Origin of the sequence: Paenibacillus sp. FSL P4-0127 (assembly GCF_038007325.1) — a bacterium.
Lineage (GTDB): Bacteria > Bacillota > Bacilli > Paenibacillales > Paenibacillaceae > Fontibacillus > Fontibacillus macerans.
Genome location: NZ_JBBOWY010000003.1, coordinates 39,815 through 63,183 on the forward strand (window position 1 = coordinate 39,815; position 23,369 = coordinate 63,183).

Annotated in this window: 19 protein-coding genes and 1 pseudogene; 13 read left to right on the forward strand and 7 right to left on the reverse strand. The window is 55.2% G+C overall.

Translation table 11 applies throughout. From position 1 onward, the window contains the following. Positions 1-26: 26 nt before the first annotated feature. The 4 genes and pseudogenes from NYE74_RS32700 to NYE74_RS32715 all read right to left on the reverse strand — a co-directional run. Positions 27-1,261, reverse strand: a pseudogene (locus tag NYE74_RS32700) (MFS transporter); the annotation flags it as partial. 95 nt (positions 1,262-1,356) lie between these two features. Continuing rightward, entirely contained in the window at positions 1,357-1,515 is a 159-nt protein-coding gene (locus tag NYE74_RS32705; protein WP_155621402.1) for a hypothetical protein, read from the reverse strand. Positions 1,516-1,630: 115 nt separating this feature from the next. Then, complete coding sequence (locus NYE74_RS32710; protein WP_036626525.1) at positions 1,631-2,431, reverse strand: YcnI family copper-binding membrane protein; 801 nt, start codon at positions 2,429-2,431, stop codon at positions 1,631-1,633. 43 nt (positions 2,432-2,474) lie between these two features. Then, entirely contained in the window at positions 2,475-4,292 is a 1,818-nt protein-coding gene (locus NYE74_RS32715; RefSeq protein WP_164815283.1) for a copper resistance CopC/CopD family protein, read from the reverse strand. 824 nt (positions 4,293-5,116) lie between these two features. Here NYE74_RS32715 and NYE74_RS32720 point away from each other — a divergent pair. From NYE74_RS32720 to NYE74_RS32755, 8 genes are all read left to right on the forward strand, one after another. Beyond that, positions 5,117-6,094, forward strand: a complete 978-nt coding sequence (locus NYE74_RS32720; RefSeq protein ID WP_124332802.1) for a diaminopimelate dehydrogenase — start codon at positions 5,117-5,119, stop codon at positions 6,092-6,094. Positions 6,095-6,554: 460 nt separating this feature from the next. Beyond that, positions 6,555-7,517, forward strand: a complete 963-nt coding sequence (gene qoxA, locus NYE74_RS32725) for a cytochrome aa3 quinol oxidase subunit II (protein WP_036626519.1) — start codon at positions 6,555-6,557, stop codon at positions 7,515-7,517. A gap of 24 nt (positions 7,518-7,541) precedes the next feature. Beyond that, positions 7,542-9,512 carry a cytochrome aa3 quinol oxidase subunit I gene (gene qoxB, locus NYE74_RS32730; RefSeq protein WP_036626517.1) on the forward strand — a complete coding sequence of 657 codons (1,971 nt, stop codon included), beginning with the start codon at positions 7,542-7,544 and terminating at the stop codon, positions 9,510-9,512. Beyond that, positions 9,509-10,105: a cytochrome aa3 quinol oxidase subunit III gene (gene qoxC / locus NYE74_RS32735; RefSeq protein WP_036626515.1), complete on the forward strand. Its 597-nt coding sequence runs from the start codon at positions 9,509-9,511 to the stop codon at positions 10,103-10,105. The genes qoxB and qoxC overlap by 4 nt, the downstream gene beginning before the upstream one ends. Before the next feature lies 1 nt (position 10,106). After that, the gene (gene qoxD, locus NYE74_RS32740) at positions 10,107-10,391 is read left to right on the forward strand and encodes a cytochrome aa3 quinol oxidase subunit IV (protein ID WP_036626514.1); all 285 of its coding nucleotides are present in this window, start codon (positions 10,107-10,109) and stop codon (positions 10,389-10,391) included. A 593-nt stretch (positions 10,392-10,984) separates the two neighbouring features. Then, positions 10,985-11,356, forward strand: coding sequence for a metal-sensitive transcriptional regulator (locus NYE74_RS32745; protein ID WP_036626513.1), 372 nt, complete (start codon positions 10,985-10,987; stop codon positions 11,354-11,356). A gap of 28 nt (positions 11,357-11,384) precedes the next feature. After that, positions 11,385-11,585, forward strand: coding sequence for a copper chaperone CopZ (gene copZ / locus NYE74_RS32750; protein ID WP_036626512.1), 201 nt, complete (start codon positions 11,385-11,387; stop codon positions 11,583-11,585). A 155-nt stretch (positions 11,586-11,740) separates the two neighbouring features. After that, the gene (locus NYE74_RS32755) at positions 11,741-13,966 is read left to right on the forward strand and encodes a heavy metal translocating P-type ATPase (protein WP_124332800.1); all 2,226 of its coding nucleotides are present in this window, start codon (positions 11,741-11,743) and stop codon (positions 13,964-13,966) included. Positions 13,967-14,243: 277 nt separating this feature from the next. On the opposite strand, the gene NYE74_RS32760 is transcribed toward NYE74_RS32755, so the two are convergent. The 3 genes from NYE74_RS32760 to NYE74_RS32770 are packed head-to-tail and all read right to left on the reverse strand — an operon-like array spanning position 14,244 to position 15,898. After that, positions 14,244-14,846, reverse strand: coding sequence for a hypothetical protein (locus NYE74_RS32760; protein ID WP_124332799.1), 603 nt, complete (start codon positions 14,844-14,846; stop codon positions 14,244-14,246). Then, positions 14,833-15,027, reverse strand: a complete 195-nt coding sequence (locus NYE74_RS32765) for a hypothetical protein (RefSeq protein WP_036626509.1) — start codon at positions 15,025-15,027, stop codon at positions 14,833-14,835. The genes NYE74_RS32760 and NYE74_RS32765 overlap by 14 nt, the downstream gene beginning before the upstream one ends. A gap of 16 nt (positions 15,028-15,043) precedes the next feature. Beyond that, the gene (locus NYE74_RS32770; RefSeq protein WP_036626508.1) at positions 15,044-15,898 is read right to left on the reverse strand and encodes an SPFH domain-containing protein; all 855 of its coding nucleotides are present in this window, start codon (positions 15,896-15,898) and stop codon (positions 15,044-15,046) included. Positions 15,899-16,584: 686 nt separating this feature from the next. Here NYE74_RS32770 and NYE74_RS32775 point away from each other — a divergent pair. The 5 genes from NYE74_RS32775 (at position 16,585) to NYE74_RS32795 (ending at position 23,198) form a co-directional block, all read left to right on the forward strand. Further along, positions 16,585-18,423: a cache domain-containing sensor histidine kinase gene (locus NYE74_RS32775; protein ID WP_051985739.1), complete on the forward strand. Its 1,839-nt coding sequence runs from the start codon at positions 16,585-16,587 to the stop codon at positions 18,421-18,423. Positions 18,424-18,456: 33 nt separating this feature from the next. Beyond that, positions 18,457-19,653 (forward strand): response regulator, encoded by a 1,197-nt coding sequence (locus NYE74_RS32780; RefSeq protein ID WP_036626507.1) that lies wholly within the window; start codon positions 18,457-18,459, stop codon positions 19,651-19,653. Between the two features lie 435 nt (positions 19,654-20,088). After that, positions 20,089-21,378, forward strand: coding sequence for an ABC transporter substrate-binding protein (locus tag NYE74_RS32785; protein WP_036626506.1), 1,290 nt, complete (start codon positions 20,089-20,091; stop codon positions 21,376-21,378). 89 nt (positions 21,379-21,467) lie between these two features. Beyond that, positions 21,468-22,343, forward strand: coding sequence for a carbohydrate ABC transporter permease (locus NYE74_RS32790; protein ID WP_270620102.1), 876 nt, complete (start codon positions 21,468-21,470; stop codon positions 22,341-22,343). 24 nt (positions 22,344-22,367) lie between these two features. Then, entirely contained in the window at positions 22,368-23,198 is an 831-nt protein-coding gene (locus NYE74_RS32795; RefSeq protein WP_270620101.1) for a carbohydrate ABC transporter permease, read from the forward strand. Positions 23,199-23,369: the final 171 nt, after the last annotated feature.

Sequence of the window (23,369 nt, forward strand, 5' to 3'; positions counted from 1 at the left end):
AGTCTTGGAATACCGCAGTTTTTGCTTTATTTACCGTGATGCAAGCCGAGGGCGGCTATCCAGGCAATAAACAGGCTGGCGGTCGCCGCCAAAAAGGCGTCCGAATAAGAGACGGTGTCCAGCAGGTACAGGGGATTCAGAGCATACACGGCTTCCCGGCGGGCGGAAATAAAAGCCCCGATCATGCCGGCTCCCACACCTGCCCCAAGGTATACAGCCCCCTGGAATATGCCCATGCCCACACCGGCCTGTTCTTTGGCCAGCGCGGATAGGACCGTGTCATTGGCGGGGGAATTCGTAAGCGCAAAGGCGATTCCCACGCCCATAACGCCGAGACAAACCCAAACGGAAGAAGCACCTGCGGCAAAGGCGGACAAGTAAAAGGTTGAAATCCCCATCACCGTCACCCCGGAAATAATCACCCGTTTGTTGCCCCAGATAGCTGAAAGACGGCCCGCTAACGGCGATAGAACCGCCACGGCCGCCCCTCCAGGCAATAGGATCATCCCCGCTTGTCCCGGAGAAAGTCCGTTTACCTCCACAACCAACAGCGGAACGAAAACCAGTACGGCAAAATAAGCGAACATCGCAAAGAAAATCACAATTACCGCGCTGACATAAAACCTGTTTTTAAACAAGGCCGGCGGTACAAATGGATGCTCTGCGGCGGCAATGCGCCGGATAAATCCCGCTAAAGCCAGAAGCGATCCCCCCCCAGGCTGCCGAAGGAAGAAAACGAAGCAAAACCGGCAGCTTCACCTTGGGTCACGCCAAAAAGAAGCAATCCGGCCGAAAGTCCAAGCCATATTCCTCCGATCAGGTCAAAATTTCGCCGCGGTGCGGCTTCCGTCTCCGGTTGGATCGCCGGGAATACGCGGAGCGTACCGATCACGATCATTGCGGATAGCAGAAACGTAAACCAGAACAGCGACTGCCAGCCTAGCCATTGACCGACGACGCCGCCGAAAATCGGGCCTCCCGCGGTGCCGACCCCAATGGATCCGGCTATGACGCCAAGCGCCGCCCCTCGTTTTGCCGGTGAAAACACTTTTGAAATGGTGATGGCGGACAGAACCGGGATAGCCGACATCCCGGTGCCTTGAACCATCCGCCCCAAAACGAGGAGGGGCAGGTTCGGGGCGAGAGCGCAAAGCAAACTTCCCAACGACAGGACCGATACGGCGAAAGCAAACAGCTTCTTGAGCTCGAAGTAATCCGACATTCGCCCGTAAAATGGCACTCCGATCGCCAGTATTAGCGCTTTTTTTGCTCAGGTCTCTCACTCCAATATGTTAATATGCATACAAAAAGGCGCCGTAAGCCGGCGCCTGGTTTTGCTTCCGCGTTTATTCGGATTTACAGCAAGGCGGCAAAAAGCGATCCTGGCCCGGGCTTGGTATAAGGTTGGACGTAAAAACGCTGCTGGAAAATGGGCAGACGGGTCCCGTTAAAGCCCGATTTGCCGGATTTTTTTACAGATAATTCCGTATAAGCAGGTGCAAATACCGTTCTCATCGCTTTTCGCCTCCTCTCCATATTGTTAATACAAAATTATAGTGACTGCTTCATGAGAATACAACTAAATTATCTGGCCGTGAAGCAGCAAAGGTTCATGGCGCAGCGCCAACGGTCAAGCCGGTTTCCGCTTAGAGCGGAGGGTGAGCCACAATGCGGCCAGCGATACGAGCAGGGCGGCGATGGAGACCACCAGAGTTGCCGTTTCAAGCCCGGACGTGCCGGAGTTTTGCGCCGCGGCGGAGTTGGCGGCGGCTGCGTCCGCGTTGGTGCTGCCGCTTTGGGCGCCAGCTTTCCCGGCGTTCGCGTTCCCGGCACCGTTTGCACCGTCGCCGCTTGCCCCAGTGCCTGCGCCTTCAGGCGCGCCGCTCGCGCTGCCCGCGTTGCTGTCGTGGCCGTGACCGGCATCGGCGTTCGCCGCGCCTCTAGCTTCCGCGCTGATTACCGTCAGCGAATGCGGATAATCGGCGCCTTCGCCGCCGGTCCATTCCACCACGCTGCCGTCGCTATAATACTGGAAGGCGTCCCAAGCCACTTCGGCCGCCTTGTCGGGGTTTTTGGCCACGAAGTCGAATTGCTGGAATTCACCGGGCCCGATTCCGCCGTCCTCGGCGGACCAGGTGACCGCCGTCACGGCGCCGGCATCGTTTTTGGTCAGTTCAACGTCCCAATCCGGAATTGGCCGGTATTGCTTGAACTCAACGCCGTCCGGTATTTTTAGCGCAACCTTGACCGTGGGGATGTCCTTTTCGACGGGGACCTTGATGGTGTAGGTTTGCCAGGCCCCGGGGGCGGATGCTCCGGGACTGACGGTCACATGCGCGCTGGCGACGCCGCCGAAAAGCAGGGTGGCCGCGGCCGCTGAAGCGACAGCGAACCATAGACGGTTTATACGTAATGGAATGGCTCTAAACATGTTGATCCTCTCCTTTTGTTCATTGCATTAATGATTTAGTGGATTATTTACTACCGACCCGCAGCTCCGTATCGTAATCCAGGGTGTCCAGCGATTTCAGCAGGATATGGACGCGGACATTCCAGCGGCCGCCCATCGTAATGATCCCGTCAGCCTGAGCTTGGGGCGGATCGCTGCCAAGCTGCTGGCCGGAGAATCTGATTTCCCGGGCGCCCATATCCATTTCTTTGGAGGTTAACGTCAGCGTAACTTGTTCAATATCCCGGCGGGGCTGGCCGTCAGACCCGACGATTTCCGCACGGAACGTATTGGCTCCCACAAGATTGGGCGTAATGTTGATCGTCACGCGCGACCCGTCCGGGAACTGGTTCGTCAGCTTGGCCGGTCCGGGGTTGGCCGCGGCGGTCGGCAGATTGGCCAGCAGCGCCGCCAGCACGAGAACGGCCAAGCCGAGGGCGAATTCCGTCCAAACCCCGGCTCCCAGCGGCCGGGAGGGCTTGCGTCCGCGCAGAAAGGCCGACAGCCCCAGCGCCAGGCAAACCAGGGTCAGCAGTATTTTCGCCAGCAGCACCTTGCCGTAGTCCGTATGAAAAAGCGCGTACCAGGTAGGCACATGAAGCAGGCTTCCGTATACGGCGGTAACTATCAGGACGGCGACGCAGCCGGCGGCCAGCATTGAGAAGCGCCGGACCGCGCGCCAATAAAGCGGTTGTTGCGGCGAATCCGCGGCGGTAGCCGAGGGCGGGGCGTCCGACCTGCCGAACAAGCCGCCGGTTGCCGCGCCCGGGTCCGGCGCTGGCGCAGGTTCGCGTGCCGTTCCGGCGAGGGCCTCCGCCGGCAGCGGCTTCGGCCGGGCGGCAGCGGCCGGCAGCAAAAACGCCAGCGCGCCCACGCCGCCGAGCCAGATCAGCCCGGCGGCCAAGTGCAGAAAGTCCGCCGTGACGGCGGCGGACTTCACCGAGGCCGTGGCCGCATGGCCGATAAAAGCCTTGGCGAGCAGCAGGCCAAGGCCGGCCGCGAAAGCGAGGGCAAGGAGCAGCCTGCCCGGGCAGGCCTTGTTGCTGAAGGTGCGCAGGAGGAGTATAGTTGCCGCAAGCAATACGGCGAGCAGCACGGCCTGGTACTCCCAGATCTCGCCAAAGCTCGTGTAAGTCAGCGCCTCCCGCAGTCTGTCGGGATCGAACGCATTGCTCCAGCCGCCACCGGCATCGCTGGCGGTTTGCTGCGGCAGGCTAAGCAGAACGCCGGCCGCGGCCGCGGCGTATCCGAGCAGCAGTGCCATACGGCTGCGCCGTTTTAGCCGTTCCGGCACCACACTTGTTCGTTTTCCGGCTGGCAGCAGCCATAAGTGGAACGCAAGAGTTCCCAAATACAAGGCCATGCCGCCGTAAAACAGCCAACGGACCGCCAGCAGGCTCCAGCCGGGAAAGCTGCGCTGATCGGCTGCGCTGTGCTGGGGTACGCTGTTTGCAGCCCCTTGCCCGATTTGAAAAGAAATCGTCCCGGAGACGGGGTGTCCATCGCCGGAAACGACTCTCCATTTGGCCGCGTACACTCCCTCCGGCAGATCCGGCTTCAGCTCAACGCTTAGCCGAGTCGGCTGCTCCGGATCGAACACAGGCTCGCCCGCCGCCTCGCTAATGCCGGACGGCCCGATCACGTCCAACTCGTAAAAGCTTGCTTCGATCGGCTCGTTAAACTCGATCCGGACGGAGCTTGGCGCCTCGTCCAGCGTCTCATCCGCCGCAGGCGCCGAGGAAACGACGTAGGCATGGGCCAGCACGGCGGAAGGGCGGATGCCCAGCACAACGAAACACGCCAACCCCATAAGCAAGGCCCATTTGCACCATCGTGATTTCAACTTCATCCCCCTGCCTTTATCAAAAAAAGTCAATGATAAATTTCACAATAAATACTATTTTACAATAGTTGTCAAAACTTGAATATGACTATAACGGGCTATATGGGACTAACCCTGACCTGATTTTTTGTCGATTGTGTGAAGGTTCAAGTGGGCCTGTTCTCCAGTCTAAACGATGGGTCAAGCTCCAAATCAGCGTTTACCAGCCTGACTGCCTGCTAATTGGAACGGCTAACCGTCCCCCTGCAAAATAGGGGCACTTAAAATAGCGACACTTTATGTGCTTATTATCCGAAACCTAGCATGTGTATCCCCATTAGCGGAATTTTATGTACTTATTTTCCTATACATGGTCCATAATGCGGGCATTCCTTGCGATCTTAAGAAAATAGCGACATAAAATGCCTCTATTTCTCTCAAATGGACGGGATCGCCGAAATAAAGACACTTAATGTCCTTATTTTTTTGTTGGAGTTACTTTCTGGCAACCTGGTTGTTGCGGATACTCTTGCGTAATGCCACGTAATACTTTGCAATACGGCAAAATACGGCGCAAAACAAGAGCACCGCCGGCTGATCGGCGGACTCTTGTTTTGGTGTTCGGCGGCGGCCCGCTGGCCTGTGGAAGTTCGGTCCAAGTTTCACCCGTGCCGTAAGGCTGAACGGATCAAGGGCGAGGAATTACGCCCGATTGTTTTGTGAAGCGCCGTTTTAGTTTTGAGCCGGAACAATAAATTACATGCTAACTTTACGTGTTAACTATTTAAAATAGGCCAAGGGTAAGCTACAATGGGTAAGAGTCTACATTTGGAGGAGGAAGGCAAGTGGCAACGAAGATCAAAGCGGGTATCGTAGGATACGGAAATTTGGGACGGGGTGTGGAACTGGCGCTAAAGCAGAATCCCGATTTCCAACTGCAGGCTATTTTTTCAAGAAGAAAACCGGATGAGGTGTCGGCGGCCGGCGGCGTCGTGCACATTTCCGAAATCGAAAAATATAAAGGCGACATTGACGTGCTCATTCTTTGCGGCGGTTCGGCCACGGATTTGCCGGAGCAAGGACCGGAACTGGCGGCCTTGTTCAATACGGTCGACAGCTTTGACACGCATGCCAAAATCCCTGAATATTTCGAAAAAGTCAACGAAGCGGCGACGAAGGCCGGAACGGTCAGCGTGATTTCCACGGGATGGGATCCGGGCTTGTTCTCCTTGAACCGGCTGCTTGCCGAAGCCGTGCTGCCGGAAGGCAAAGAGTACACGTTCTGGGGCAAAGGGGTTAGCCAAGGCCACTCCGATGCGATCCGGCGCGTTGCGGGCGTCAAAGATGGCAAGCAATACACGATCCCGGTAGAAGCGGCGGTCGAACGTGTCCGCAAAGGCGAGAATCCGGAACTGACCACGCGCGAGAAGCATTTGCGCGAATGCTATGTCGTTGCCGAAGCAGGGGCCGACCTGGCCAAAATCGAGCATGAGATCAAAACGATGCCGAACTATTTTTCGGATTATGACACTACCGTTCATTTCATCAGCGAAGAAGAGCTTAAAGCAAACCATTCCACGATGCCGCATGGAGGTATGGTGCTGAGAAGCGGACGGACGGGCAAGGACAGCACCCAGCTGATTGAGTTCGGTCTGAAGCTGGACAGCAACCCGGAGTTTACGGCCAGCGTGCTCGTAGCATATGCCCGCGCGGTGTACAAGCTGTCGCAAGCCGGGGAGTCGGGAGCGAAAACCGTATTCGATATCCCGTTCGGTCTGCTGTCGCCGAAATCGCCGGAGCAGCTTCGCAAAGAATTGCTGTAGTGCGTTAAACAAAAAAAGTACGAAAAATAAGAACAGGCTGTCCTTGCGGATCTTGAAAGATCCTGAGGGCGGCCTTTTTTTGCGGCGTTAGCAAAGAAGGCAAAAGCGAGAATAATGTGAATAAAATCACGAATAATCAAAACTATTATGACAATTTTGCGAACTATTCGAGAACAAGCCCCCATTGTGAACATTTATCAAAATCGCGTTTTTTGCCGGAATTTAGCCGAAAACTAGCTTTAATTGGGATTGCTAGAGGTGTAAAGGACTATTATCACACTCAAAAATAGAAATATTTTACATAATTGACTATCTCTATGAATTGTTATTCGCTGTTCCCTTCCCTAACATTAAATTAGCTGAAAGACGATAGCTGTCACGGTTTGTTCGTGATGGCGTTCACAACGTTCAAAACGTTCATAACGAAGGTTCACAATGAAGAAAGGGGTATCGGTGTCCTATGAAAAGGAAAGGGTTGCTGCTCGTAGTATTTTCAGCCCTTCTTGCGCTGCTGACCGGATGCGATTCGTTAACGGTTTTGAATCCGAAAGGGCCGGTGGCCAAGACCCAATCTGACGTCATTATTTTCTCTATTATTACGATGGCGTTTATTTTGCTTGTTGTTTATGTTCTGTACATCTACATGCTGTCGAAATACCGTGCTTCCAAATTGCCTGCGGATTATGAGCCGCCGCATGAGGAAGGCAGCAAATGGCTGGAAATCACCTGGATCACCATCCCGATCATCATCGTTGCGGTGTTGTCGGTCGTGACGGTCCGCAGTACGGCCGCCGTGGAAAAGGTGCCGGCAGGCTATGAGGATCAGAAACCGCTGGTGATCTACGCGGCGTCCTCCAACTGGAAATGGCATTTCAGTTATCCGGAGGAAGGCATTGAAACGGTAAACTACGTGAATATCCCGACGCACCGTCCGGTGGAATTCCGCCTGTATTCTTACGGGCCGATTACAAGCTTCTGGGTTCCGCAGCTGGGCGGCCAGAAATACGCGATGAGCGACATGGTCAACAAGCTTAACCTCGTTGCCGAGCATGAGGGCTCTTATATGGGCAAAAACTCCAACTTCTCCGGCGAAGGCTTCGCCCATATGGAATTTGAAGCATTGGCGATGTCTCCTTCCGAGTACGACAAATGGGTGGAGGAAGTAAAAACGACGGCACCTGCGCTGACGGAACAGGAATTTGATTCCTTGCTGAACACGGAATTTGTCGGCCGCAAATCGTATTCGTCCACGCATCTGTCGTTCAAACCGGCTCCGGAGGGCGAAAACGCCGGGCATCATCACGGCGGCTCGGAGGAAGGTGCGACGGGTTCCGAAGAAATGGACCACTCCGGGATGGATATGCCCGGCATGGACATGTCGGACATGAACGACTCTTCGATGGATCATTCGACGCATAACTAATCAACGGGAAGGGAGTAGCTTATCATGAAATGGGACGAATTTTTCGTCACTGGGGAACCGATGATTTACGGCGCCATGGTCAGCATCGTTGTCGCGTCGCTGGCAATTCTCATCGGGTTAACCTATTTTAAAAAGTGGGGCTACCTGTGGCGCGAATGGTTGACGACCGTGGACCACAAGCGCATCGGGATCATGTATATCATCTGCGCCCTGCTGATGCTGTTCCGCGGCGGCGTGGACGCGCTCCTGATGCGGGGGCAGCTGGCAGTCCCGGAAAACGGACTTCTTGACGCGCAGCACTACAATGAAATTTTTACGACGCACGGGGTTATCATGATCCTGTTTATGGCGATGCCGTTTGTCATCGGGCTGATGAACGTCGTGATACCGCTGCAAATCGGCGCCCGCGACGTCGCGTTCCCGCGGCTGAACGCCGTCAGTTTTTGGCTGTTTTTCGCCGGAGCGATGCTGTTTAACATCTCCTTCGTCATCGGGGGCTCCCCGGATGCCGGCTGGACCGCTTATTTCCCGCTGGCCAGCATCGAGTTCAGCCCGACGGTAGGGAATAACTACTACGCGATCGCCTTGCAGATTGCCGGTATCGGTACGCTGGCAACCGGTGTCAATTTTGTCGCCACGATTTTGAAAATGCGCGCCCCAGGCATGACGCTGATGAAAATGCCGATGTTTACCTGGTCGGTTCTGGTTACCTGCGTCATTATTATGTTCGCTTTCCCGGTGCTGACCGTGGCGCTGGCGCTCATGATGTTCGACCGGCTGTTCGGCTCGCAGTTCTTTACGATGGCCAACGGCGGGATGGATATGCTCTGGGCCAACCTGTTCTGGGTCTGGGGCCATCCGGAAGTATATATCGTTATTCTGCCCGCATTCGGGATTTATAGTGAAATCATTTCGACGTTTTCGCGTAAAAACCTGTACGGCTACAAATCGATGGTCTTCAGTATGGTCGTCATTTCGCTGCTGTCGTTTATCGTATGGGCGCACCACTTCTATACGATGGGCCATGGCGTGATGGTCAACGGCGTGTTTTCGATTACGACAATGGCGATTGCGGTTCCGACCGGGGTCAAAATCTTCAACTGGCTGTTTACGCTCCGCAAAGGGCGGATCGAATTTACGACGCCGATGCTGTATTCGCTCGCCTTTATTCCGATCTTTACGATCGGCGGCGTCACCGGCGTCATGCTGGCGATGGCGAGCGCCGACTATCAATACCATAACACGATGTTCCTGGTGGCCCACTTCCACTACGTGCTGATTCCGGGTACCGTGTTTGCCGTGATCGCGGGCTTCTACTACTGGTTCCCGAAATTGTTCGGGTTCCGGCTGAACGAACGCCAGGGCAAGCTGGCCTTCTGGATTATCGCGATCAGCTTCAACGTCACTTTTATGCCGCTGTTCTTCCTGGGACTCAAAGGCATGACGCGGCGGATGTACACGTATTCGGAAAGCACCGGCTTCGGTCCGCTGAACTTGATCGCCTCGATCGGCGCCGTCGGTTTGGCGATTGGCTTCATCGTGCTGGTCTACAACATTTACTGGAGCTTCCGGTACGCCGAAAGAGACAAAACCGGCGACCCTTGGAACGCGCGCACTTTGGAATGGAGCACGCACAGTCCGGTGCCGGAGTACAACTTTGCGGTGGTGCCTGAAGTGGACGATCTTGATCCGTTCTGGAAAGCGAAGAAAACCGGCAAGCCGCTGTACAACGGTAAAATTGAAGAGATTCATATGCCGAACAACAGCGGGCAGCCGATTATTTTGGGGATTATCTTCTTCTTCTTCGGATTTTTCATGGTATTCAGCTGGTGGATTCCGGCGATCATTGCCGGCCTTGGCGTAATCGTCATGCTGGCGGTGCGTTCGTTCGAGCGCGATCATGGACGCCACATTCCGGTCAAGGAAATCAAAAAAACCGAAGAAGCCTTGATGCGAAAAGAATCGGAAGCAGGATTGCGGGGTGAACACGCATGAAAATAGATCATTCTTTGCCGCTTGAATACCAGACGGAAGAGAACAGCAATCGGATCTTCGGCTTCTGGCTGTTCCTGGGCGCGGAAATCGTGCTGTTCTGTACGTTGTTTGCCGTTTACCTCACGCTGTGGAACCGTACGGGCAGCGGCCCGGACGGGAAAGAAATTTTCGAAATTGGGCCGGTGCTCGCCGAAACGTTCCTGCTGCTGACCAGCAGCTTCACCTGCGGGCTGGCGGTACACAGCATGCGGCTCGGGATGAAAAAGGCGTTTATGTCCTTCTTCATCATCACGCTGCTGCTAGGCCTCGGCTTCCTCGGCGTGGAAATTACCGAGTTCGTGACGTACGTTGGTGAAGGGGCGACGCTGCAAACGAGCGCCTTCCTGTCCAGCTTGTTCGTTCTGCTCGGCACGCACGGCGCCCACGTGACGCTGGGCCTCTTGTGGGGCACCGGGTTGATGATTCAGGTGAAACGCGAAGGCTTTACGCTGGATACTGCGAACAAATCGTTTATTTTCTCGCTGTATTGGCACTTCCTCGACGTCGTCTGGATCTTCATCTTCAGCTTCGTTTATTTGAAAGGAATGATGTGACATGAAAAAGCTCTTTCCTGTTCAGCACGTCATGGGATATGTATTTTCGCTGATTCTGTCCGTTGTGGCGTTGTCGGTAGTTTTCTGGGATATGCCGATGGCGGTGGGACTCACGATCCTGCTCATTTGCGCGGCGATCCAAATGTCACTGCAGCTGTTCCTGTTCATGCATATCAGCGAGGGCGGCACAAAAACCGCGCTGTTCACCAACATCGGTTACGCCCTGTTCGTCGGCCTGGTCACCGTTTTCGGCACCTTGTTTGCGATGATTTGGGGTTATCAATAAAAAGATGAATGAAGAAAAACCCGTTTGCCGCTTTACAAGTGGCGGCGGGTTTTTTGCTTGTTATTGCGGGAATAGTAAGCGCAGGCGAAAACGCGGGACGGGTTTAGCCGGGGCGTCGTCAAGCGGTTGGCGATGATAAGGAGCGCTTAGTGATGGTGAGAAACGCTAATGATGATAAGAAGTCTTTGCCGTGACAAGAGTCGCGTTACGAGGTTCAAGTGCAAAAGTGCACTTCATATTGCGCATGATCTTGCTACCAAGGCGCATGAGATGCAAAAATGCAGTTGGTTAAAGTGAATATGGTAAAATATGGTTGTATAGCTGGGGATGAACTGCACTTTTACATTTGAGCCGCCTGTTTCGTGGAGTTTCGACGAAATTCGCCTGCACTTTTGCATTTCGTGAAGCTTTGATCGAACGTCCCCTTTTTGCCGGTAGCAGGCTTGAATTATGAACAAACTAGGAAATGAGCGTGAAGTGCAGCGGAACAGGGCAAGCCGGAAAATTTGCAACCACCTCTTTACATACCCCGTGGGGGTATATTATAATGAGTTTGCCACAACAAGTTATGCTGGTTTGAAAGGAGAAGACGTATGGCGGACAATGTTCAGGAACATACACACCATTGTGAAGACCACGGAGTGCAGAACGAGGGCAAAGCTGAGGGCAAAACCGCGGGCAAAACGGTTCGGCGAAGCCACCATTCCGAAGCCTTGAAAAGCAACCTGACCAGCCGATTGAACCGGATCGAAGGGCAAATTCGCGGAATCAAAGGGCTGATCGAAAGAGATACTTACTGTGACGATGTTCTGAATCAGATTGCCGCCGTCCAGTCCGCGCTCAACAGCGTCGGCCGGCTGTTGCTCGAGGGACATATGAGAAGCTGCGTCATCGAACGGATTCAAGCCGGCGAGACGGAAGTGGTGGATGAGCTGCTGGTGACGGTCAATAAGTTAATGAAGTAAATTATCAAAAATTTAGGAGGCAGGAATCATGCAAAATATTACGTTGAACGTGGAAGGCATGTCGTGCAATCATTGCGTCAAGTCGGTGGAAGGAGCCGTTGCGGGATTGGGCGCCACAGGCAAGGTCGATCTGGCGGGCAAAAAAGTCGAAGTTTCTTTTGATGAAAGCAAAGTGACGGTGGATCAAATCAAGGAAGCGATTGAAGAACAGGGATACGACGTTGTTTAATTCAAAAGTCTAAGTTGAAGCAAACCGCTGCGAGTCTGATGCGGAAAACCCGTACGATCAGGCTCGGAATGGGCGGGACACTTTTCTGTCGTCCGGAATATACCCCATGGGGGTATTTCGAAGGCGAAAATGCAAACAAACATGGAGGAATCGCTATGGAAAAAGCACTGTCGGCCCCAAACGATCAAGCGACGCTGCAAATCACCGGCATGACCTGCGCCGCCTGCGCGGCCCGGATCGAAAAAGGGCTAAACCGGCTTCCCGGCGTGGAGCAGGCGAACGTGAACCTGGCGCTGGAGACGGCCCAGGTGACATATGAGCCGGGGGAAGTATCGCTGGAGCAAATCATCGATAAAGTTAGCAAACTCGGATACGGAGCCATTCCCAAACCTTCGGAGCAGGAGTCGGAGGACATCCGGGCCCGGGAGATCCGCAAGCAGAGAAACAAGCTGATCGTGTCGGCAGTGCTGGCCTTACCGCTGCTGTGGGCGATGGCCGGGCATTTTTCCTTCACCTCGTGGATCTGGACGCCGGAGCTGTTCATGAACCCCTGGTTCCAGCTGGCGCTGGCAACTCCGGTACAGTTCATTATTGGGCGAGGTTTTTACGTCGGCGCGTACAAGGCGCTGCGCAGCCGCAGCGCCAACATGGATGTGCTGGTCGCGCTCGGCACGTCGGCGGCGTATTTTTACAGTCTATATTTGAGCCTGGACGCCTTGAGTATGCCGCACGGGCATACCCCCCAGCTGTATTATGAGACGAGTTCGATCCTGATCACGCTGATCTTGCTCGGCAAATGGTTCGAAGCGCTGGCTAAAGGGCGTTCCTCGCAGGCGATCAAAACGCTGATGGGGCTGCAGGCCAAGACAGCGCTTGTCGTCAAAGACGGCGTGGAGACGGTCGTGCCGATCGAGGCGGTTGTTCCGGGCGACCTGCTGATCGTAAAGCCGGGCGAAAAAATACCCGTAGACGGTATCGTGGCCGGCGGCTCGTCCGCGGTGGACGAATCGATGCTGACGGGGGAGAGCATTCCGGTCGAGAAAAAAGCAGGCGATCCGGTTATCGGGGCAACCGTGAACAAACACGGCGTGCTGCGTGTTGAGGCCTCCAAGGTCGGCAGGGATACGGCGCTGGCGCAAATCATCCGCGTCGTCGAAGAGGCCCAAGGGTCGAAGGCGCCGATCCAGCGGGTGGCGGACGTGATCTCCGGGATTTTCGTGCCGATCGTCGTCGGGATCGCCGTGGTAACGTTTTTGGTGTGGTTCTTCCTGGTGGCGCCGGGCAGCTTTGCGGAAGCGCTGGAAAAAGCGATCGCCGTGCTCGTGATCGCCTGCCCTTGCGCGCTCGGACTGGCGACGCCGACGTCGATTATGGCCGGTTCCGGGCGGGCCGCGGAGTACGGCATCCTGTTCAAGGGCGGCGAGCATCTCGAGACCGCCCAAGGGCTCGACGCGATCGTGCTGGATAAGACCGGCACGATCACGCGGGGGCAGCCGGAGCTGCGGCAAATCGTCCCGGCCGGGGGCTGGGACGAGGCGGAACTGCTCCGGCTCGTGGGCGCCGCCGAGCGCAGCTCCGAGCATCCGCTCGCGGATGCGGTCGTTGCCGGGGCGCGGGCGCGCGGCCTGGATCTGCCCGAGGCGACCGCCTTTGAGGCGGTGCCGGGGCATGGCATTACGGCGGCCGTACTTGGCCGCCGGGTGCTCGCCGGCACGCGCCGTCTGATGGCGCGGGAAGGCGTCGATGTCTCCGCCGCGCTGCCGGAGATGGCGGCGCTCGAAGCCGCCGGCAACACCGTGCTGCTCATCGCGGCGGACGGCGTCTACGCCGGCATGGTCGCCGTGAGCGATACCGTGAAGGACACGTCCAAAGCCGCGGTGGCGCGGCTGAAGGCGATGGGGCTTCACGTGGTCATGATCACCGGCGACAATGAACGCACGGCGAAGGCGATCGCCGCCGAGGTCGGCATCGACGAGGTGCTCGCCGAGGTGCTGCCGGAAGGCAAAGCCGCCGAAGTCAAAAAGCTGCAGGAGCGCGGCCTGAAGGTGGCGATGGTCGGCGACGGCATCAACGACGCTCCGGCGCTGGCCGTGGCCGATGTCGGTATCGCCATCGGCACGGGCACCGATGTGGCCATGGAGGCGGCCGACGTGACGCTGATGCGCGGCGACCTTGAGGGCGTGCCGGACGCGATCGCGATGAGCAAGCGCACGATGGGCAATATCAAGCAGAACCTGTTCTGGGCGCTCGCTTACAACACGATCGGCATCCCGGTGGCGGCCGCGGGCTTCCTCGCTCCTTGGCTCGCCGGCGCGGCGATGGCCCTCAGCTCGGTCTCCGTGGTGCTGAACGCGCTGCGCCTGCAAAGAGTGAAGCTGTAAGCCTGGGCAGTTGGCTGGGCCAAAGCAGGAAACTGAAGGAGATTGGTATTAACAAGCCCCAAGCGATAGCCGTTCCATATCGGCTTCGCCTGGGGCTTGTTGTTCAGTATCCGCCAATCTATTGGAATTTCTCCAATGAGAGGGGCGCGGGTAATAAGCTTATGCCGCTTAGATCGCTGGAATCTAGCGAATACGGTGAACAAGCTGCTATAAAACATGAAGACATGCAACCGGGGGAGCGGAGGCGCCGCCGGCGTTATTTTCTATGGTAATCAGGTTATGGTTTTTCATAAATGACCCCTTGCTCATAAAGCCCTTGGATAAGCAGTTTCATGAGCTGCACACTGCTGGCGAGCGCAGGCACATCGGGGTGTTTGACACTTTCCGAAAAACTTAGCGACGCTTCGTGCGCTTTGAGCCGGAGCTTGATGTGCGTACCCGGATGCAGTTCCAGCGCCTCGGCCAGGCCGTCCTGCTTGAGGACGGGGCGCAGCAGGCCGGGGTGCGACGCCCGCGCGCGGAACCGCTTGTTCAAGGCGGAATCGGGCAGCGCGGCAGGCCGCAAACGCCCGGAAAGCAAGCCGGGCGCCGGGCGTTTGGCGGAGCAAAGATCGAACTCCAGCTTGCGGCGGGGCCGGTAGCTGTATTTTATGCCGATAACATGCGCTTGGCCGGAGGAACTGGAGCTGGGGGCGGCCAAGGTGACGATGCATTGCCCAAGCTCGTGGGGAAGTCTAACGCGCACATGCTGTCTCGTATATTTCAGCCCATGAAGTTTCGCGGCCGCGTACGTGCCTCCGCCGGTTTTGGCAAATTCCTTCAAAAGCGCTGCCGATTTGGACTCCCACCACGGTTTGCGAATCTGTTTAGTCTGCGTCATGCTTCTCCTCCTCTTTGCCCGGCGCCCGGTTTGAGGGCAGCCTGCCTTCACGGCGCAACGCTTCCCGCAGCAGGTATTCGATATGACCGTTTACGCTTCGGAATTCGTCCGCTGCCCAGCGTTCCAAAGCTTGATACAGGATCGGGTCAAGGCGAAGAGGGAAGCTTTTTTTGCTGGCCATTATGATTGGCGCCCTTTTAGTAAAGCGTGCTTGTGTTGATGACCGGCTGGGCGGAACGGTCGGAAACGACGGCAACGAGCAGGTTGTTGATCATCGCGGCTTTGCGCTCATCGTCCAGCTCCACGACCTGGCCCGCCTGCAGGCGTTCGATCGCCATCTGCACCATCGTGACGGCGCCGTCGACGATTTTCTCGCGCGCGGCGATGATGGCTTCGGCCTGCTGCCGCTGCAGCATGGCGCTGGCGATTTCGGTCGAATACGCCAAATGGGTGAGGCGCGTTTCAATCACTTTAACGCCGGCGATCGCCAGCCGGTTTTGCAGTTCATCGGTCAGCTCCACCGCGATTTCTTCGGTATTGCCGCGCAGGGAGAAGCTTGCCGTGTCCGGCTGGTCGTAAGGGTACTTGCTGGCGACGTGGCGCAGGGCCGCTTCGCTCTGAATTTCCACGAACGTTTCGTATTCATCGACCTCAAACAAGGCTTTCGCCGAATCGACGACCGCAAAAACAACGACGGTTGCGATTTCGATCGGGTTGCCGTTCACGTCGTTGACCTTCAGCTTCGCGCTATTGAAATTGCGTACGCGCAGCGAAACCTTCCGGCGGCTTGAGAGCGGGACGGCCAGGTATAATCCGCTTTTGCGAATGACGCCGAGATAACGTCCGAAAAAAGTCACGACGGCCGCCTGGTTCGGCTGTACAATCGTAAGGCCGGTGAGCAGCACGAAGGCGATGGCGCAGGCGGCGATTCCGCCAATCACGGGCAGCGCGCCGGAAAGCGAGATCAAATAGACGCCGGCGGCCGCGAGTGCCAGGATAAACAGCAAGGCGGCAAAACCGTTCAAATAAGACATTTCTTTTTCCTTATACATACGGGAACACTCCTTCAAAATAATAGAGTCATATTGTATCGATATTGTTATGATATCACTTTTGCAATAAAATGTAAATTGCGCATTTTAAAAAAGGGCTGATAACAACAAGTATCCCTGATAATTTCCAGAATTCCCGAAAAGTTCTGGTTTTCGAGCGATACTATCGCCCGCCGAAAATCTAAGGGTTGTACAGCGGCTATTTGCCGAAAAAAGACCTTTTCTAAATTCTAACGGTTGTGATCGCCGGTATTTGCCTGATTCTAAGCAAAAATAGCCGGATTTCAGTGAAATAAACGCTATGGCATCCGTTACAATTTGAAATCAATGCTTCTGGAACAAATAGTGGTTATGGCAACCGTTAGAATCGCTAGTTTTATCAACGCCTGCTTGTCAATCTCATGCCGTAAAAGTTGGGCCGCTAAACTATTTAGTTGTTTATCCTTGTATATATACTTAAATTAAGGAATAATGATTGACTAATCGTCGTATTAATTGTATTTTTAGGTCGTAATTATGTTTTGAACTAAAATATGTGGTTTTGTTTAGTGTTGAATGGGCTGTTTGGTTTAGCTTTTTAGCCCTCAGCATGGGGGATAACATGCTGGAGGGATCGGCTCGGGAGTATCGTTGTTCCTTTTCTATGATAAGATCGGGATATCTTTTGACAGCTGGGGGTTGAAGTCATGTTTTGGAAGCGCTTATCTTATCAAAGAAAATTGTTGCTCGTGCTTATCGTCGTCAGCAGCCTGCCGGTGCTTCTGGTGGGAACGATCGCCTACCGGAAGTCTTCGGAAACCTTGATGATGCGGACGGAGCAGGATCTGCAGGTTATTGCCGGACAGTTGATTTCGGCGATTCAGAAACAAGTCAGCGATTTCGACCGTTTCAGCATTTTGCCTTACTATATGCCGGAAGCGTTTACAATTTTTAATCGGCCTTACGTTCCCGAAGAGGACTGGGGGTCGGCCGAGCTGAACGCGCAGCGGCAGCTGATTCGTTTAATGAGCGCGTATCCTTCGATTAACAAATCGATTAAAGCGATGGTTCTGTACGGCAACAACGGCCGGATCAGCGGGTATCAGCTCAGTGGAAGTTCCTCGATCAACCGGGCCTACGACGTGAAGCAGGAAGACTGGTATCAAGAGGCGTTGGAGAAGAAAGGCGGCTTCGTCGTTTCGGGCTTGCATGAGGTGGGGCAATTCGAAGGGGGATCGTTCGAGGCCGTCACCGTATCGAGAATGCTGCTGGACGAGGAAATGCGTCCGCTCGCGGTGATCGCCATTCATATTTCTCCCGATTTCATCGAAAATATCATCGATTCCTCCGGGCTGCAGGATACCGCTGTGACCGTCGTCGACGCGAATCATCGGCTGATCTACGCTTCGGATGAACAAGTTGCCGCGCGTCTGCTGGAACGTCCGCTTGACGCAGGCGCGAGCGGCGGCGTCTGGACGGCGGAGAGCAAGGTCGATAACCGGAGGGTAAAATACAGCGGTGTGGTGAGAAAAAACAATTATTTGGGCTGGACGATCTACGTGGGCAAAAACCAGCAGGTGATCCTGCAGGGCAGCAACACCATACGCAAATATACGCTTGTGATCGCCGCCCTTTTGACGGTGGCCTCGGCGCTCGTATCCTGGCTGCTTGCCGGCAATCTTTCGCGCCCGATCAACCGGCTGATCCGCTCCATGCGGAGCGTCGAGACCGGGAAATTCGAGGTTCTGGAAGCGCCGACCCGGTATGACGAAATCGGGCAGCTGCACTTGAGTTACGCGCGTATGGTCAGGCGGCTGGACGAGCTGGTCCAATCGATCGCGGAGAAGGAGCGGCAGAAGCGAAAGGCCGAGCTGTACGCGCTGCGGGTGAGGATTCAGCCGCATTTTTTGTACAACACGCTCAATTCGATCCGGATGCTGGCCATGTTGCAGCAGTCCCCGCAAATCGCCAAGCTGATCCATGCCCTGAACCGTTTGCTCCAATCCTATCTAAAGCTGAACGATGAGCTCATGCCCTTGTCCAAGGAGATCGAACTGCTGCGGGATTACGAGCAATTAATGGATCTGCGCTACACCAATACGTTTGCCGTCGAGTGGGACGTGCCTGAAGAATTGCTGGACGCGGGGGTACCGGCGATGCTGCTTCAGCCGATATTGGAGAATGCCATTTTTCACGGTTCCCGGGGACTGGACCGCAAGCTGGCGATCCGCGTAACGGTTTCGCTGCTGGAGCGTGACCGCCGCAAGCTTTGCCTTGAAATCAAAGATGACGGAGTCGGGATCGCGGAGGAGCAGATCGCGCGCCTGCTGGAGGAGCGGTCCGGGGACGAAGCCTCCCATATCGGCATCAACAACGTCAACGACCGCATCCGGCTGTGGTTCGGCAGAGAATACGGCCTTGCCGTTCAACGCTTGGAGCCGGGGACCGCCGTGATCATGACAATACCCTATAAACCGTTGAAGCGCGAGTTCAAAAAGCCGGGTTTTCAGGACCGGGAAGGCTGGATGAAGCCGGGGACTGAGTAGCTAAAATGGGGGACTTGAAAAGGGGGATTAGAAATGTGGAATCTGCTAGTTGTGGAGGACGAACCCATCGTCAGAATGGGGCTGCGGTATATGGTGGATTGGGAGGCGCAGGGCGTGTGCTGGAAAGCTGAAGCCGCCAACGGCGAGGAGGCGGTGAAAGTGCTGGAGTCGGAGGAGATCCATATCGTGATGACCGATATCCGCATGCCGGGCATGGACGGGATCGAGCTGGGGCGCTATATCCGCAGCCATTGGCCGCAGCATATCCAAATGATCTATTTGAGCAGTTATGACGATTTCCCTTATGTCAAGGAAGCGATTCGCCTAAACGCGCTCGATTATCTCCACAAGCCCACCATGGACGAGGAGGAAGTGAAAGGGGCGCTGCAAAAAGCGGTCAAGCTGCTGGAGCAAAACACGTCCAGGACGCTCCCGGCATGGCCGGAGGAGGAGCGCAACGCTTGGCTGATTTCCCTGCTTGATACGTACACTTATCCGCGGGAAATGCTGGTGCCGGAGCTTGCGCCGGAAGGATCGCTGTCCCAAGGGCTGTGGCTTGCCGCTATCCGCCTGCGGGGCGATGCCGCGGATCAAATCGCTGCGGGGGAAGCCAAGGATCATCTGAAATTCATCTCGATCCGATATCTGATCGAAGAATACGTGGGCCGGGACTTTGGCGGACTCGTCTTTCACCGGGGCCGCCGGGAAATCATCTGGCTGGCGCCGGCCGTGCCGAAGTCGGGGGCGGGCGGCCGCTGCGGCAGGGAGCAGTACCTGGAGCGGCTGCGGAGCAAAATCTTCGAGCTGCTCAACGCCTCGATCGTCTATTCCTTTAGCTCCGTTTACGGGGACCCGCAGCATATTCCCGAGGCTTACCTGGAAGCCGAATTGAAGTTTCCGGTGAACCAGCAGAGCGACAGTTTGCATATCCGCCTGGCGAAGGAATATGTGGATGGCCACCTGCTGGAGGATATTACGCTGCAGAAGGTGGCGGACTCCATTCCGATCAGCCCGGGTTATTTAAGCCGCATTTTTCTGAGGGAAGTGGGCGAAAGCTTCAGCGAATACGTGATCCGCAACAAAATCATCTACGCCCAGAAGCTGCTGCGGGAAACGAACAAAAAGGTGTATGAAATCGCCGAAATCCTCAGCTACACGAATCCGCATTATTTCAGCAAGCTGTTTAAAGAGCGGGTGGGGATGACCCCGTTGGAATACCGGAACCGTTAGTTAGTGCAAAAAAAGATACCAAAAAACAGGATTCGTCTATCGGACCGTCATTGAAAGGCGGCGGACGGCCATAATGCGTACGCGAAGTGTACGAAATGACAAACGCCGCTTATACCCGGCTGCGGCCCTCGGATAGTAGACTTAAAGCAGGTAAACAAGCGGAGTGCTGGTTTACTTAGAGTGCGAGTTCAAAAAGTCAGGTTTTCAGCACCGAGAAGGTTGGATGAAGCTAGGGACGTAAGGAGCGGAGCGTACGTTTTGGGTACGTGAGCAACTGAAATGTTTCCGTAGGAAACATGCTTCGGAAGCATTCGCTTGGCTCGGCTGAATTCAAGATTCGATGTCGATTAAGCTCCATGAGTCTACTTCGTGATCAAAAGATGACTTTTTGAACAACCTCTTGAAACTTACATCACATATAACGGGGGGACGCTTATGCAAAAAAAACGCTTAACTGCGGTACTGGCGGCGATGACGGCGATCGTATTGATGTTATCGGCCTGCGGAGGAGGCGCCGGATCGAAGAATGCCGCCGCGGGAAACGGGGCGGGAGGCGAGAAGCCCCAGACGGCCGTGACCATCTGGGTGCTGAATGATCAACAGGCTTATTTGGAACCGATCATCAAAGAGTTCGAGAGCAAAAATCCGGACATCAAGGTGGAGCCCACCTTCTACGGCACCGATCCGCTGAAGGAATCGTTGAAGGTGGCCGCCGCTTCAAAGACGCTGCCGGACATGTGGTTTACTTGGGGCGGGTCGCTTGGTTCATTTTATCCTGAAAACGGTCTCACCATGGATTTGACCCAAATCGCGGCCGAGCATAAATGGGACGAAATCTACAACCCCGCGGCGCTCGACCTGGTCAAATTCGACGGGAAAATCACGGGCGTACCGTTCCATCTTGCTTCGCTGGGGGTATTTTATCCGAAAGAGCTGTATACCAAATTAAACCTGACTCCACCAACCACGTTCGCCGAGTTTGAAGGCCAACTGCAAACGATGAAGGAGGGTGGGATTACACCTTTTGCCGTCGGCGGCAAGGGCGGCTGGATGCTGATGCGTTGGGTTGAGCAGCTGATCGAACTTTACGGCGGCGCGGAACTCCATGACAAGCTGAACGCCTTGGAAGCTTCTTGGGACGACCCGGCCGTGGTGCAAACTTTTGCCAAGCTGAAGGAATGGTCCGATAAAGGTTATTTCGAAAAAGGCTTCATTACACTGGACCCGCAGGAAGCGGAGACGCCGCTTTACAGTGCGCAGCAAGGTTTTGCGCTGGAGGGGGCATGGGTTGATCTGAGCTTTGCCCAGGCGGGGGCCGATCCGAATCAGTTCGGCATCTTTAAATTCCCGAACGATCAGCAGCCGGTGCGGATGTCCAGCTTTGCGGAAATGTTCCAAATCAACGGAAGCTCCGATCCGAAGGTGCAGGAAGCTGCCGTAAAACTGGGTGAATATATTACCGGTCAAGAGGTTGTGGATCAGTATATCGACCAGTACGGTTCGCCGGCCCTGAAGCAGTTCAAAACTTCCGCGCAGTCGCCGCACACCTCCGAGATGGCCGGAATGATCGGGGAAGGCAACTTCCTGATCGCGGACCAGGCTTTGCCGCAGACGGTGGTGCAGAAGCTGTTCGAAGCCCAGGATGCCGTCGTGCTGAACGAATGGACGCCTGAGCAGGCGGCCAAGGAAATTCAGAAAGCCGCCGAGTCGTATAAAAACAACTAGAACGATAGGCGTTTGGTGCTTAGCTTTCAGGGAAGCGGCCTGCCGGCCGCGCCCTGAAAGCCGTTTACCGGATTTGGAGGGAGGCGCTTATGAAACTGAAGGCTTGGAAGCCGTGGACATTTTTGCTGCCGGCGCTGCTCATTTATCTTGTCGTTATTGTCATACCTTCTCTATACACGCTGCAGCTTAGCTTGTACAGCTGGAACGGAATTTCTCCCAAGAAAACGTTTGTCGGGCTGCAAAACTATATTTATCTATTAACGGAGGATACGGTATTCGGAACCGCGTTAAAAAATAATGTGCTATGGCTGGCCGGGTCGCTGACGATCATCATCGGCCTCGGCCTGCTGCTGGCGCTGCTGCTCAACAGGAGTTTGAAGGGCAGATCGATTTTCCGCAGTGTATTTTATTTTCCCTATGTATTGTCGGGCATCATCGTTGCGCTCATGTGGACTTGGCTTTATCATCCGACGCGGGGGTTCATCAACACGGTGCTCGAAGGGATCGGGCTTGGCAGTCTGGCCCATCCTTGGCTGGCCGATCCTAAAACGGCGCTGTACGCCGTGTTTGTCGCCGCGGTGTGGCAGGGCGTGGGACTGCCGATGGTGCTGTTTCTCGCCGGGCTGCAGAGTATCCCGAAGGACTGCTATGAAGCGGCGCTCATCGACGGGGCGAAGCCGTTCCAATCTTTCCGCTTTATCACGATTCCACTGCTTAGCGAAACCTTTGTGATCGTTTTTGCGACCACGATGGTTAATGCCATGAAAGTATATGACATCATCTACGGCATGACGGCGGGAGGACCGGCCCAAAGCACGCAGGTGCTGTCGTCCTGGATGTATTATCAGACCTTCAAATTCAACAACATCGGCGTGGGCTCGGCCATTTCTTGGATCCTTGTATTTGTCGCGATGGTCGTGATCATTCCTTACGTATATTACACAAACCGGAAATCTCACGTATGATTTTCACGGAAAGGGGGGCCTCCGATGGAAGAAACGCAAAAATCCGCCGCTTCGCGGGCGGTTTCCTATATATTGCTGTTTGGCCTGGCGGTGATATTTCTGGTTCCGATTGTTTTCATCGCCATGACAGCGATGAAGTCCAACGCCGATTTGATGCGAAATCCCGTATACGCTCTGCCGGAGACGCTGGCGTGGAGCAATTTTGCCGAGGCCTGGGATAAAATGAAGCCTTATATCGGCAACAGCTTGTTCATTTCGGTTGTGAAGGTGCCGCTGGGCATTCTCGTCGAGGCGCTGGCCGCGTATGCGTTGACCCGGATGGGTTTTAAATGGGCGGACGCGCTGTTTGCCATGTTTCTGATCGGGATGATGATCCCGTTCCAGGCTACGCTGGTGCCGCTGAACATGATGCTGAACCACTTTGGCCTGGCAAATACGTATCCCGGCATTTTTATCGTGTATATCGGTTTCGGTATTCCCTTTGGCATCATGGTGCTGCGGGGCTTTCTCCGCTCCATTCCCAAGGAGCTGGACGAGGCGGCATACATTGACGGGTGCGGGGAACTGGGCAAATTTTTCCGCATTATTCTGCCGATGGCCATGCCGGCTATTGCTACACTGGTGATTCTCGACTTTCTGTCCACCTGGAATGAATTTTTGCTGGCGCAAATATTTATCACGAAAGATTCGATGCAGCCGGTTACTGCGGGCTTGCTTACGTTCCAGGGGCAGCATTCCACGAACTATACGCTGCTTAGCGCGGCGGTGCTGATTTCGATCGTGCCGATTTTGGCCGTGTATTTATTTTTCCAAAAATACTTTGTGTCGGGGATGGCCGGAGCGGTGAAGGGTTAGAAAGCGGGGCGGAGGTAAGAAAGCAAGCGAGCGACCGGATCGGAACGGATTGGATCTGAACGGATCGAAACGGATCGAAACGGAATTGCACGATCGAAACGGATCGGAATGGGACGGCGGGATGGGATGGTCAAACTGAGCTGCCCGCCGAGCCCCGTAAAACCAGAGCCT